13 protein-coding genes are annotated in these 11,997 nt (G+C 71.6%); 3 read left to right on the forward strand and 10 right to left on the reverse strand.

Annotation, left to right across the window (positions count from 1 at the left end; translation table 11 throughout):
- Positions 1–25: 25 nt before the first annotated feature.
- From rocD to ACZ4E1_RS34600, 4 genes are all read right to left on the reverse strand, one after another.
- Positions 26–1,249, reverse strand: a complete 1,224-nt coding sequence (gene rocD, locus ACZ4E1_RS34585) for an ornithine--oxo-acid transaminase (protein WP_467546974.1) — start codon at positions 1,247–1,249, stop codon at positions 26–28.
- Positions 1,246–2,031: a dimethylargininase gene (ddaH, locus tag ACZ4E1_RS34590; protein WP_467546976.1), complete on the reverse strand. Its 786-nt coding sequence runs from the start codon at positions 2,029–2,031 to the stop codon at positions 1,246–1,248. The genes rocD and ddaH overlap by 4 nt, the downstream gene beginning before the upstream one ends.
- A 144-nt stretch (positions 2,032–2,175) precedes the next feature.
- The gene (locus ACZ4E1_RS34595) at positions 2,176–2,703 is read right to left on the reverse strand and encodes an Lrp/AsnC family transcriptional regulator (RefSeq protein WP_467546978.1); all 528 of its coding nucleotides are present in this window, start codon (positions 2,701–2,703) and stop codon (positions 2,176–2,178) included.
- Positions 2,704–2,723: 20 nt separating this feature from the next.
- Positions 2,724–3,383 (reverse strand): NADPH-dependent F420 reductase, encoded by a 660-nt coding sequence (locus ACZ4E1_RS34600; protein WP_467546980.1) that lies wholly within the window; start codon positions 3,381–3,383, stop codon positions 2,724–2,726.
- Positions 3,384–3,457: 74 nt separating this feature from the next.
- Here ACZ4E1_RS34600 and ACZ4E1_RS34605 point away from each other — a divergent pair, with 74 nt between their 5' ends.
- Positions 3,458–3,835, forward strand: a complete 378-nt coding sequence (locus tag ACZ4E1_RS34605) for a winged helix-turn-helix transcriptional regulator (protein ID WP_467546982.1) — start codon at positions 3,458–3,460, stop codon at positions 3,833–3,835.
- A gap of 9 nt (positions 3,836–3,844) precedes the next feature.
- On the opposite strand, the gene ACZ4E1_RS34610 is transcribed toward ACZ4E1_RS34605, so the two are convergent.
- On the reverse strand, positions 3,845–5,206 hold the full coding sequence (locus ACZ4E1_RS34610) for a cation:dicarboxylate symporter family transporter (RefSeq protein ID WP_467546984.1): 1,362 nt from the start codon (positions 5,204–5,206) through the stop codon (positions 3,845–3,847).
- A 161-nt stretch (positions 5,207–5,367) separates the two neighbouring features.
- The gene (locus tag ACZ4E1_RS34615) at positions 5,368–5,556 is read right to left on the reverse strand and encodes a DUF6381 family protein (protein ID WP_467546986.1); all 189 of its coding nucleotides are present in this window, start codon (positions 5,554–5,556) and stop codon (positions 5,368–5,370) included.
- 480 nt (positions 5,557–6,036) lie between these two features.
- On the opposite strand from ACZ4E1_RS34615, the gene ACZ4E1_RS34620 reads away from it, so the two are divergent.
- Entirely contained in the window at positions 6,037–7,632 is a 1,596-nt protein-coding gene (locus ACZ4E1_RS34620; RefSeq protein ID WP_467546988.1) for a phytoene desaturase family protein, read from the forward strand.
- On the opposite strand, the gene ACZ4E1_RS34625 is transcribed toward ACZ4E1_RS34620, so the two are convergent.
- The 3 genes from ACZ4E1_RS34625 to ACZ4E1_RS34635 all read right to left on the reverse strand — a co-directional run bounded on the left by ACZ4E1_RS34625 (position 7,615) and on the right by ACZ4E1_RS34635 (position 10,285).
- The gene (locus tag ACZ4E1_RS34625) at positions 7,615–8,049 is read right to left on the reverse strand and encodes an ankyrin repeat domain-containing protein (protein WP_467546990.1); all 435 of its coding nucleotides are present in this window, start codon (positions 8,047–8,049) and stop codon (positions 7,615–7,617) included. The genes ACZ4E1_RS34620 and ACZ4E1_RS34625 overlap by 18 nt on opposite strands.
- Positions 8,050–8,138: 89 nt before the next feature.
- Complete coding sequence (locus ACZ4E1_RS34630) at positions 8,139–9,470, reverse strand: amino acid permease (protein WP_467546992.1); 1,332 nt, start codon at positions 9,468–9,470, stop codon at positions 8,139–8,141.
- Positions 9,467–10,285: a gamma-glutamyl-gamma-aminobutyrate hydrolase family protein gene (locus ACZ4E1_RS34635; protein ID WP_467546994.1), complete on the reverse strand. Its 819-nt coding sequence runs from the start codon at positions 10,283–10,285 to the stop codon at positions 9,467–9,469. Before ACZ4E1_RS34635 ends, ACZ4E1_RS34630 begins: the two co-directional genes overlap by 4 nt.
- Positions 10,286–10,343: 58 nt before the next feature.
- On the opposite strand from ACZ4E1_RS34635, the gene ACZ4E1_RS34640 reads away from it, so the two are divergent.
- Positions 10,344–11,063 (forward strand): FadR/GntR family transcriptional regulator, encoded by a 720-nt coding sequence (locus ACZ4E1_RS34640; protein WP_467546995.1) that lies wholly within the window; start codon positions 10,344–10,346, stop codon positions 11,061–11,063.
- A 283-nt stretch (positions 11,064–11,346) separates the two neighbouring features.
- Here the strand turns inward: ACZ4E1_RS34640 and ACZ4E1_RS34645 are convergent.
- The coding region (locus tag ACZ4E1_RS34645; RefSeq protein ID WP_467546997.1) for an amino acid ABC transporter ATP-binding protein at positions 11,347–11,997 on the reverse strand (651 nt) is incomplete at its 5' end.

The following is an 11,997-nucleotide window of genomic DNA, read 5'->3' on the forward strand; positions in this document are numbered from 1 at the left end:
ATCACCGGCCGGGGCGGCACACGCCCTACCCGAGCACCCGCCCCAGCGCGTCCAGCGCCGATTCCAGTTCCTCACGCGTGATGGTCAGCGGCGGGGCGATGCGGATGGTCGAGCCGTGGGTGTCCTTGACCAGCACGCCCTCCGCCATGAGAAGTTCGCTGACGTGACGGCCCGTGCCGAGGGCCGGGTCGATGTCGACGCCCGCCCACAGGCCGCGCGCCCGGAAGCCCGTGACGCCCTTGCCGGTCAGGGCTTCGAGGCCGCTGCGCAGGACCTCGCCGAGGTCGGTGGCGCGGCGCTGGAACTCGCCGGTGGCCAGCAGGTCGACGACGGCGGAGCCGACCGCGGCGGACAGCGGGTTCCCGCCGAACGTCGAGCCGTGCTCGCCGGGCCGCAGCACCCCGAGGACGTCCCGCCCGGCGAGGACCGCCGACACCGGCACGATGCCGCCGCCGAGCGCCTTGCCGAGGAGCAGCATGTCGGGCCGTACGCCCTCGTGGTCGACGGCGAGGGTGCGGCCGGTGCGGCCGAGGCCCGACTGGATCTCGTCGGCGATGAACAGGCAGCCGGCCCGCCGGGTGAGGTTCCGCACGCCGGTGAGGTAGCCGTCGTCGGGGATGACGACACCGGCCTCGCCCTGGATGGGTTCGAGCAGGACGGCCGCGGTCGTCTCGTCGATCGCCGCTTCGAGCGCCGCGAGGTCGTTGTACGGGACGACGCGGAAACCCGGGGTGAAGGGGCCGAACCCGGCGCGGGCCGACTCGTCCGTGGAGAAGCTGACGATGGTGGTCGTACGGCCGTGGAAGTTGCCGTCGGCCACGACGATCGTCGCCCGGTCCGCCGGGACGCCCTTGACCTCGTAGGCCCACTTGCGGGCGACCTTGACGGCGCTCTCGACGGCTTCGGCGCCCGTGTTCATGGGGAGCACCATGTCGAGGCCGGTCAGCCGGGCGAGGCCCTCGGCGAAGCCGGCGAGGCGGTCGTTGTGGAAGGCGCGGGAGGTCAGCGTGAGCTGGTCGAGCTGCCGGTGGGCCGCGTCGATCAGCTCGGGGTGGCGGTGGCCGAAGTTGAGGGCCGAGTAGCCGGCGAGCAGGTCGAGGTAGCGGCGGCCCTCGACGTCCTCGACCCAGGTGCCCTCGGCGCGGGCGACGACCACGGGCAGCGGGTGGTAGTTGTGCGCGAGCACGGGCGTCTCGGCGCTGATCAGCTCGGCGGAGGAACGCGCGGCCTGGACGGGGGCGAGGGTCATGAACGGATCTCCTGGGTGCAGCACTTGATGCCGCCGCCCGCCTTGTGGAACTCGGACAGGTCGACGGGGACGGGGACGTAACCGCGCTCGGCGAGCTGGTCGACGAGGCCGGTCGCCTGGGGGGCCACGAAGACGTGGCGCCCGTCGGAGACCGAGTTCAGGCCGAAGGCCATGGCGTCGTCGCGGGTGGCGAGGATCGCGTCGGGGAACAGGTGCGCGAGCACCTCGCGGCTGCCGGCGGAGAAGGCCTCCGGGTAGTACGCGATGTTCCCGTCGCCCTCGGGGTCGTTGAGGGCGAACAGGGCGGTGTCCAGGTGGTAGAAGTACGGGTCCACCAGGCGCAGGCCGATGAACGGGACGCCGAAGAACTCCTGCGCCTCGGCGTGCGCCTCCCGGGTCGTACGGAAGCCGGTGCCGGCGAGGACGTAGCGCCCCACGGGGACGAGGTCGCCCTCGCCCTCGCAGACCGACTCGGGGCGCTGGACGTCGAAGCCGGCGGCCTTGAACCAGGTCGCGTACTCGACGGACTCCGGACGGCGCTGCTCGGCGTGGAAGTTCGAGCCGAGGACGCGTCCGCCGACGACGAGCGCCGAGTTCGCGGCGAACACCATGTCGGGCAGGTCCGGGACCGGCTGCACCGTCTCGACGGTGTGGCCGTGGGCGCGGTAGGCCTCGATCAGGTTCTGCCACTGCGCGAGGGCGAGCGCGGTGTCGACCGGCGCGTCCTCACGCATCCACGGGTTGATGGCGTAGCGAACGTCGAAGTATCGGGGTTCGCACACCAGATAGCGCCTGGGCACAGGCGGGTACCTCCGCTTCCTGCGGGAGACGACCGGGGGTGTCCTCCAAAGGTAGAAAGCGGTGGCCGCGCTCGACAAGGACATTTGAATGCGTGCCCCCGCAGGAATGCTGCGTGTTTCGCGTGGTCAGCGCGGGTTTGCTGCGTCACCGAGGGCGGGTTCGGGCGTCAGGTCGGGGGCCGCGTCACGAGCCCCGGCCTCCGCGCTGTCCGGCAGCAGGTGGGAGAGCACCATGTAACTGATCGTCTTCCGGATGAACGGTTCGGCCCTGATGCGTTCGAGGACCTCCTCGAAGTGCCCCACGTCGGTGGCCCTGACGTGCAGCAGCGCGTCGGCGCCGCCGGTGACGGTCATCGCGGAGGTGATCTCGGGGTGGTTGCGGACGACCTCGGCGAGGCGCCGGGGCGGGGCCGCGCCGTCGCAGTACACCTCGACGAACGCCTCGGTCCTCCAGCCGAGGGCGGCGGGCCGGACCGTGGCGGTGTATCCGGTGATGACGTCGTTCTCGCGCAGCCGGTCGGCCCGCCGTTTGACGGCCGTGGCGGACAGACCGATGGCCGCGCCGATCTCCGCGAAACTCGTTCTGGCGTTCGCGATGAGCGCCGCGACGATCTTCCGGTCGAGCTCGTCGAACGCCACGTGCTTGCTGTTCATGGCGGTACGGTACCCAGCGCTCAGCCGCGCGGCGCGGGCCCGGTCGCGAAGGCGAGCGGGGGTGCGATCGCCTGGGCGTCCGCGCCCTCGCCGACCCACAGGGCGATGAACAGGGCGGCGGTCGCTTCGAGGAGACCGGCCTGGTCGAGGCCGCCGGCGCGGACGGGTGCGCATCCGGTGTCGCGTACCAGTTGTCGTACGCGGGCCACGGCCGTGTCGTCGTCGCCGCAGACCGGGACGGACAGAGGGCGCCCGTCGAAGACCGGGGGCCGCATGCGCCAGACGTCCTCGTGGCAGAGGTTGAACGCCTTGACCACGTGCGCGCCGGGGGCTGCCGCGGCCAGTTGCCGTGCGGCGGAGGGGGCTCCGTCGGTCAGCAGGCGGAAGCCGGGGCCGATCGGGTTGGAGCAGTCGACCAGTGTCCTGTCGTCGAGGGACGCGCGCAGGTCCCGTACGACGTCGGCTCCCGCCCCGAAGGGGAGCGCGGCGAGCACCGCGTCCTCGCCGGATGCGGCCGCCTCCCGCAGGCCGGCGGCCCGTGCGCCGCCTCCGATGCGTGCGGCGAGGCGCTCCGCCTTCCGCGGGTCCCGTCCGCCGATGGTCACCTCGTGTCCGGCCCGCGCCCAGTGGCCGGCGAGCGCGTCGGCCATGTTGCCCGTGCCCAGTACGCCGATTCTCATCATGTGCTCCTTGTCGCGTGTCGCTTCGAACGTTCACCCCGACGCTAGGAGCCGCCTCAGGCACCATTTGGTACGTGACGACCGACGCCTTCCTCGCCGACTGCCGGGCCCGCCTCGCCTTCGACCTGCTCTCCAACACCTGGAACGCGGTGCTGCTCTGGGCGCTGCGGGACGGGCCGGCGCGCCCGGTCGAGCTGCGGGAGCGGATCGGCGGCATCAGCTCCAAGGTGCTCACGGAGACGCTGCGCCGATTGCAGTTCAACGGGCTGGTCGAGCGGGAGGTGCTGCCGGGCGCGCCGCCCGGGGTCGAGTACCGGCTCACCGATCTGGGCCGGACGCTGCTCGCGCCGATCGACGCGTTCGGGGCGTGGGCCTTCGAGCACGGTGACGAGGTGATGGCCGCTCAGGAAGCGGCGTGCGCGGACCCGTCGGCGACGGGCCCGCGCAGGTGAACGGAGCGGTCAGCCGGAGATCTGCTTCGGGTCGGCGGGCTGCGCCGCGGCGCCGACCCGCTCCCCCTCGGGGACGAACGGGATCTCGCCGCCGAGGACCTTCGTCATGCGGACCTTGTCGAACACGCCCTCCCACTTCGACACCACGAAGACGGCGACGCAGTTGCCGAGCAGGTTCGTGGCGACGCGCATCGAGTCCATGATGCGGTCGACGCCGAGGAGCAGCGCCACGGCCCCGGCCGGGATGACCCCGAGCGCGGCGGCGGTCGCGGACAGGGCGAGGAAGGCCGAGCCGGGGACTCCCGCCATGCCCTTGCTCGTGAGCATCAACACCAGGACCACGGTGATCTGTTGACCGAGCGTCAGGTCGACGCCGACGGCCTGGGCGATGAACAGGGTGCCGACGGAGAGGTAGATGGAGGCGCCGTCGAGGTTGAAGGAGTAGCCGGTCGGCAGGACGAGCCCCACGGCGTCCTCGCGGCAGCCGGCCTGGCGCAGCTTCTGCATCATGCGCGGCATGACGGACTCGCTGGAGGCGGTGCCGAGCGCGAGCAGCATCTCCTCGCGGGTGTAGCGGACGAACTTCCAGAGGCTGACGCCGGTGAGGGCCTTGAGGGCGACGCCGAGGAGGATCAGGAAGGCGAGGGCGACGCCGTAGCAGACGGCGATGAGCTTCCCGTAGGTCGTCATCGCGCTGATGCCGTACTCGCCGACCAGGTGGGCGGTCGCGCCGAACACGGCGAGCGGGGCGAGCTTCATGATGAAGCCGACGATGGCGAAGACGACGTCCTGGGCCTGTTCTATGGCCGGGAGGATCGCGGGGACGCGGGTGCTGCCCAGGTGGAGGAGCGCCGCGCCGACCAGGCAGGCGAGCACCAGCACTTGCAGCAGCGAGTTCTCGGCGAAGGCGCCGATGGCGCTGTCGGGCAGCGAGTGCAGGACGAACTCGCTGGTGGACGGCAGGGACCCGCCGCCCGTCTTGTCGTCGACGGCGGAGGCGTCGAGCGTGGACGGGTCGACGTTCATGCCCGCGCCGGGGCGGACGACGTTGCCGGCGACGAGGCCCACGACGAGGGCGATCGTGGTGGCCGCCTCGAACCAGATGAGGGCCTTGAGACCGATGCGGCCGAAGGCCTTCAGGTCGCCCGCCTTGGTGATGCCCGCGACGACCACACAGAAGACGAGCGGCGAGATCATCGCCTTGATCAGACGGACGAAGCCGTCACCGAGGGGTTGGACAGCGGTGCCCGCGTGCGGCCACAGTCGCCCGACCAGGACACCGAGCACGAGGGCTCCGGCGACCTGGGCGAACAGTGACTTCCGCAGGAAACGCGCGATACGTCGGGCCGGGGACGGACCGGTGTTCGACATGTGCGACTCTCCAGATGCGCAAGAACTTCCGAAGTACGGAATACGAATTCCGCTCGGCCGCAACTATGTCGTTGTACCCGTCACCCAGGGAAGGGGTCTCCGGACGCTGGGTGAAGTTTGGCCCTTGCTCCAGTCGTCGGGTCATCTGAGGCGTCGGGGGCTCACTCCATGGGGTAGATGTCCCCGCTGCGCATGGCGCTCTCCTGTTCGGTGCGGGAGCGGAGCTTGCGGGACTTCTCCTCCAGGCGCTCGCGCTCCTTCGGGTCACTGGCCCGTTCCGCCGATTCGTGGAGCTTGTCGGCCTTCTCGCGCATGTGCTGGAGGCGCTCGTGGATTTCCTCAGAACTCATGTCGACCTCGCATCGTCGGTAGAGACCCGCCTGCCCCGCCGGCGCGCGGTTACGCGTGCCGCGGACCGCCGCGCCCTGCCTCCAGCGTGCGCCGGGGACGCGGGACGCGCAGCCCGGGAGCCTCCCGGACCAGGCGCCATCGGTGTGGCGGAGGCGTAAGTCCGGTACGTGGTCGCGGTATTGCCCGGCCCTGGGCCCCGTGTTAGAAAATTCCGGTGACCACGCGACGGACCTGCGACATGACGCCCGCACCGGGATCGGTGATGGTGCGGCTGTACGCGGTCCTGTGCCCCGTCATTCCTGAGCCGCACTGGCAGACCGGGCTGTAGATCCGCTCGCTCTCCGGCGGCCGTTTCCCTTTTCCCCTGCGATTCCAGGGTGCGTCTGGCCTGCTTTCCTTTCCGCAGGCCGGGGAACCGTGTCCCGGGGAGCGAGTGTGCGCGCCTCCCCCGCCACTCCGCCTCACCCTCTGGAGCCCTTGTGCACTCCGCCGCTTCCGCTTCCCCCGCCCCCTCCCGTCCGGCCCGTTCCTCGTACGACGTCGTGATCGTCGGCGGTGGGCACAACGGTCTGGTGGCCGCCGCCTACCTCGCCCGCGCCGGGCGCAGCGTCCTCGTGCTGGAACGCCAGGACCACGTCGGCGGCGCCGCCGTGTCCGCCCAGGCGTTCAAGGGCCTGGACGCGCGGCTCTCCCGGTACTCGTACCTGGTCAGCCTGCTCCCCCACCGGATCGTCGAGGATCTCGCGCTGCGCTTCCGGACGCGGCAGCGCCGCATCTCCTCGTACACCCCGGCCCTCGTGGACGGACAGCCGACCGGACTGCTCGTGCAGAACGACGAGGCCCGCACCCGTGAGTCGTTCCGGCGGCTCACCGGCTCCGACCGGGACTTCGAAGCCTGGCAGCGGTTCTACGCGATGACCGAGCGGGTCGCGAAGCGGGTCTTCCCGACGCTGACCGGGCCACTGCCCAGCCGCGCCGAACTGGAGCGGATCGTCGACGACAAGGAGGCCTGGGAGGCGCTGTTCGAGCGTCCGCTGGGCGAGGCGATCGAGGCACGGTTCGAGAACGACCTGGTGCGGGGCGTCGTGCTCACCGACGCGCTGATCGGCACGTTCACGCACGCCCACGACGCGTCCCTGCTGCAGAACCGCTGCTTCCTCTACCACGTGATCGGGAACGGCACCGGAGACTGGGACGTCCCCGTCGGCGGCATGGGCGCGCTCACCGGCGCGCTCGCGGACGCCGCCCGCGCGGCCGGAGCCGAGATCGTCGTCGGCCACGACGCCCTGGGCATCGACACGGCCGGCGCCGGCGCCGAGGTGCGCTACCGGTCCCCGGAGACAGAGGGGCGCGTCGCCGCCGGTTCGGTCCTGGCCAACGTCGCCCCCTCCACCCTCGCCCGCCTCCTCGGCGACACGCCCGACCCGGCCCAACCCGCCCCCGAAGGCGCGCAGTTGAAGGTCAACATGCTGCTGCGCCGCCTCCCGCGCCTGCGCGACCGCGCCGTGGACCCGCGGGACGCCTTCGCCGGCACGTTCCACATCGCCGAGTCGTACAGCGAGCTGGAGGCGGCCTACCGCGAGGCCGCCGCGGGGCGCATCCCGGGCACGGCCCCGTCCGAGATCTACTGCCACTCCCTCACCGACCCGTCGATCCTCGGCCCCGACCTGGTGGACCGCGGGTTCCACACCCTGACCCTGTTCGGCCTGCACATGCCGGCCCGGCTCTTCGCCGGCGACCGGGACGCGGCGCGCGAGGCGGCCCTGCGCGCCACGCTGGCCTCGCTGGACGCCGTACTGGACGAGCCGATCGCGGACTGCCTCGCGGTCGACGCCGACGGCCGCCCGTGCATCGAGGCCAAGACACCGCTGGACCTCGAAACGGACCTGGGGCTGCCAGCCGGCCACATCTTCCACCGCGACCTGTCGTTCCCCTACGCCACCGAGGGCACCGGCCGCTGGGGCGTGGAGACCACCCACCCGAACGTCCTGCTGTGCGGGGCGGGCGCCGTCCGCGGTGGCGGCGTCAGCGGCATCCCCGGCCACAACGCGGCCATGTCACTCCTGGAGAGCTGAGCCTCCGGCCCCGGCCTCCCGGAGCAACTCGGCCGTGACGGGGTGCGGTCCGTGGTCCGCCCACTCCAAGGGGGACAGGCCCGCGCCCTGGTCCTCGCGCAGGCCGGGGTCGGCACCGTGCGCCAGCAGTACGCGGACGGTGTCGCCGTGTCCCCAGCACGCGGCCGCGCACAGCGGGGTGCCCTCGGACCCGAGTCCGGCGCCCTCGGTGTCGGGGTGCGCGCCGGCCCGCAGCAGCAGCCGGGCCACCACGGCCTCGCCCTGCACAGCCGCCAGATACAGCGGAGTCATCCCGTCACTGTCCCGCCGCTCGGGGTCCGCTCCCCTGTCCAACAGGGCCCGCACGCTCGGGGCGTCCCCGGACAGGATCGCCACGAACAGGCGACGGGACAGCTTCTTCTGACGGCGCTCCTTCATAGCCGGTGAGGCTAGCGCCATGCCTCCATAAACTCGGCTGAATATTCAGCGAGTTGATGGAGGAGCGGGACCCATGCAAAGCGCTACGGCTACGCCGATGGCTCCTCCTGACCGGGGACCGGCCGGCGCCCTTGCAGCCACAGGCCCACGAGAGCGATGACCACGGTGAATCCCAGGGCCAGCACCGCGTCCTCACGCGCGTCCGGCAGGGAGATCATCACCGCGTACAGTGCGACGAGCACGATCAGGGTCACCCAGGTGAGCCACGGGAAGAGCCAGACCCCGGTGCCGGCCGCGGGGCGGCGCCCGGCGGTGCGGTCGTGCCGGCCCAGGACGAGATGCGAGGCCGCGATGCCGATCCAGGTGATGTAGACGGTGTCGCCGGTGATGTTCACGAGCCGGGTGAAGGCCGTCGTCGGATGGAACACCTGGAGCAGGAGGCAGAGCACCGCGACCGCCACGGTGAGCAGAATCGCCGTGTACGGCACCCCGCGCCGCGAGACGCGCGCGAGGCAGCCCGGCGCGTCGTGGTCCCGGGCCAGCGCGAAGAGCATCCTGGAGCTCGCGTAGAGCTGGGAGTTCATCGTGGACAGCAGGGCGGCGAACAGCACGATGTTCAGGAGGGTCGACGCGCCGTCCAGGCCGAGATGACTGAGGGTGGCGGCGAACGGGCTCTCGCCGACGGCGGCGCTGTTCCACGGCAGGAGCAGGACGACCACGGACAGCGAGCCGAGGTAGAAGACGGTGACGCGCACCAGGATCGTGCGGGTGCTCTTGCGGATGGCGGCCGCGGCGTCCTCGGCCTCGCCCGCGGCGATGGTCACGATCTCGGTGCCGGAGAACGAGAACATGGCGCCCGAAGTGGCGATGACGACTCCGCTGAGCCCCATCGGCAGGAAGCCGCCGTGGTCCACCAGGTTCCCCGCTCCGGGTGCGGGCGTGCCGGGCAGCAGGCCCGCGACCGCGACGAGGCCGACCGCGATGAACAGGGCGATCACCGCGACCTTGATCCAGACGACCCAGAACTCCATCTCGCCGTAGGCGCGTACGGAGGTCAGGTTGACCGCGCTCACGAGGGCGACCACGGCGAGGGCGGTGAGCCAGACCGGCAGGGCCGGCAGCCAGCCGTGCACGATCTGGGCCAGCGCGATCGCTTCGACGCACAACCCCAGAGGCCAGCCGACCCAGTACAGCCAGCCGCTCGCGAACCCGGCCCAGCGGCCGAACGCCAGCCGGCCGTACACGGCGAAGGCGCCGGTGTCCGGCCGCGGCATCGACATCTCGGCCAGCATCCGCATGATCAGGATGACGACGGCGGCCGTCACGGCGTACGCGATCAGGATGCCCGGCCCCGCCTGCTGAATGCTCACGCCCGAGCCGACGAAGAGTCCCGCGCCGACGGCACCGCCGATGCTGATCATGGTGATGTGGCGGCCGCGCAGACTCCGCGCTCCTCCTTCATGACCGGACCCCCGTCCGCGGCGTGGCCTGCATCTGCTCCCACAGCGCGCCGGAACAACGGCAGTCGCAGCTCGTCGCGCGGGACGAACGCCTCGGGGTGCCACTGGACGCCGACGGTCCATGCCGCGTCGTCCCCGGCCTCGACGCTCTCCACGCAGCCGTCGTCGGCGCGGGCCGACACCCGCAGTCCGTCGCCCACCCGGTCGACCGCCTGGTGGTGACCCGACGACACGGGCATCCGGTCGCACCCGAACACCTCGGCCACCGCGCTGCCCGGCGACAGTGCGACGTCGTGCACGGCCCAGTCGTGGCCCGCGTCCGGCTCGTGCGCGACGGAGGTCTTCGGCAGGTCGAGGTGGAGGGTGCCGCCGCGCAGCACGTTGAGCAGCTGCATGCCGCGGCAGATGCCGAGCAGCGGGCGCCGGGCGTCCAGGGCGTACCGGATCACGGCCGTGTCGAGCCGGTCCTGCGCGGGATTCACGTCGTACAGCGCGGGGTGCTCCGGGTCGGCTCCGTACAGGGCCGGGTCGACGTCGCCGCCGCCCGGCACGACGAAGCCGCGACAGGCCGCGAGCTCGGCTTCGACCGGGTCGCCGTCCTCCGCCGGCCGCAGCAGGACGGGCTCGGCGCCCGCGGCGCGGATCAGGTCGACGATGTCGTCGAAGATGCGGTTGGCCTCGAGAACGCGCTGGTCGGCGCCGGGTGCGGCGGCGTCGCTCAGGCGTACGGGTATGCCGACGAGGGGTGCCGGTGCCGCGGGCTCAGTCGTGCTCATAGGCTCTCCTGCTGATCGCAACTTGCGGTAGAGATGCGAAATCTAGAGGATAGGTTTCATGGACGACAAGGGCTGGGCACAACACATCGCGCCGGTGCGTTCGGCGGGAGCGGCGGAGGCCGTCGCGCGGCGGCTCAACGAGCTGATCGGCGCGCGGATCCTCGTCGGCGGTGATCGCTTCCCGCCGGAGAAGGCCCTTGCCGAGATGTTCGGGGTGGCCGTGATGACGATGCGGCACGCCATGGCGGTGCTGCGGGAGGACGGGCTGATCGAGACCCGGCGCGGACACCGCGCCGGTACGTACGTGGTCCCCGAAGTCCTCACCAGGATCAGGGAGTTGACGGCTCTGCACCCGTACACGCAGGCCGACATCGAGGAGCTGACGGCCTGGCGGATCGCCGTGTCCGGGGAGGCGTCGGCCCGGGCGGCACGGCGTGCCTCCGAGGCGGGTCTCGCGCGGCTGCGCGAGCTCGAGACCGCGACGGACGAGGCAGTCGCGGACGCGGAGGCCTATCGCACGCTGGACGCCGGGCTCCACCTCCACATCGCCGAACTCTCCGGCTCCCGGCGGCTGATGGAGGCCGAGCAGGGCATCCAGGACGAGCTCACGCGGCTCTTGGCGGAGGATCCGGGCGGGGTGGAGGCCCGCAGCACCCCCGACCAGCTGCACCGGGCCCTCGTGGGGGCGATCGAGCGCGGTGATCCGGTGCGGGCGCGGGAGCAATTCACGGTCCACGCGGAGGCGACGGCGGACCTCTTCCTGCCGTTCGTCCAGTAGGCGGCTCGGCGAAGGGGGGTGCCGGGTTTTCGGGTGCGGGTCCGGTGGGGCTTCTCGCGCAGTTCCCCGCGCCCCTGAAATGCAGACCCTTCGGGTCGCATTTCCCCGATCAAGGCGCGGGGCACCTTTTGTCGGGGGAAGGCGCGGCGAAGCCGCATGCCTTCCAGGGGCGCGGGGAACTGCGCGACCAGCCCCCACCGGCCCGCAGACAACGAACAACAAAAAAGGGGGGGCCCGGGGTCGAAACCCCGGGGCCCCCTTGTGTCCCGCTGACCGCCGGAGGCTAGAGCACCTTCGAGAGGAAGGACTTGGTGCGGTCGTGTTGCGGGTTGGTGAGGACGTCGCGGGGGTGGCCGGACTCGACGACGACGCCGCCGTCCATGAAGACGAGGCTGTCACCGACCTCGCGGGCGAAACCCATCTCGTGGGTGACGACGATCATCGTCATGCCCGACTCGGCGAGGTCGCGCATGACGTCGAGGACGTCACCGACCAGCTCCGGGTCGAGGGCCGAGGTCGGCTCGTCGAACAGCATCAGCTTGGGGTCCATCGCCAGCGCCCGGGCGATCGCGACGCGCTGCTGCTGCCCGCCCGACAGCTGGGAGGGATAGTTCTTCGCCTTGTCCGCGAGACCGACCCGCTCAAGCAGCTCCGCCGCCCGGGTCCGCGCCGCGGACCTCGACTGCTTCTTGACCTGGACCGGCGCCTCCATGACGTTCTCCAGCGCCGTCATGTGGGGGAAGAGGTTGAACCGCTGGAACACCATGCCGATGTCCCGCCGCTTCAACGCGACTTCCCTGTCGCGCAGCTCGTAGAGCTTGTCGCCCTGCTGGCGGTAGCCGACCAGTTCGCCGTCGACGTAGAGCCGGCCGCCGTTGATCTTCTCCAGGTGGTTGATGCACCGCAGGAACGTCGACTTGCCCGACCCGGACGG

Source organism: Streptomyces sp. NPDC025806 (genome assembly GCF_055558275.1).

Coding starts and splice junctions, on each gene's coding strand:
- ACZ4E1_RS34595 (WP_467546978.1), bottom strand. CDS start 2,703: ATGAACAGCAAGCACGTGGCGTTCGACGAGCTCGACCGGAAGATCGTC.
- ACZ4E1_RS34615 (WP_467546986.1), bottom strand. CDS start 5,556: ATGAGTTCTGAGGAAATCCACGAGCGCCTCCAGCACATGCGCGAGAAG.
- ACZ4E1_RS34640 (WP_467546995.1), top strand. CDS start 10,344: ATGGACGACAAGGGCTGGGCACAACACATCGCGCCGGTGCGTTCGGCG.
- ACZ4E1_RS34600 (WP_467546980.1), bottom strand. CDS start 3,383: ATGAGAATCGGCGTACTGGGCACGGGCAACATGGCCGACGCGCTCGCC.
- rocD (WP_467546974.1), bottom strand. CDS start 1,249: ATGACCCTCGCCCCCGTCCAGGCCGCGCGTTCCTCCGCCGAGCTGATC.
- ACZ4E1_RS34635 (WP_467546994.1), bottom strand. CDS start 10,285: ATGAGCACGACTGAGCCCGCGGCACCGGCACCCCTCGTCGGCATACCC.
- ACZ4E1_RS34630 (WP_467546992.1), bottom strand. CDS start 9,470: ATGATCAGCATCGGCGGTGCCGTCGGCGCGGGACTCTTCGTCGGCTCG.
- ACZ4E1_RS34625 (WP_467546990.1), bottom strand. CDS start 8,049: ATGAAGGAGCGCCGTCAGAAGAAGCTGTCCCGTCGCCTGTTCGTGGCG.
- ACZ4E1_RS34610 (WP_467546984.1), bottom strand. CDS start 5,206: ATGTCGAACACCGGTCCGTCCCCGGCCCGACGTATCGCGCGTTTCCTG.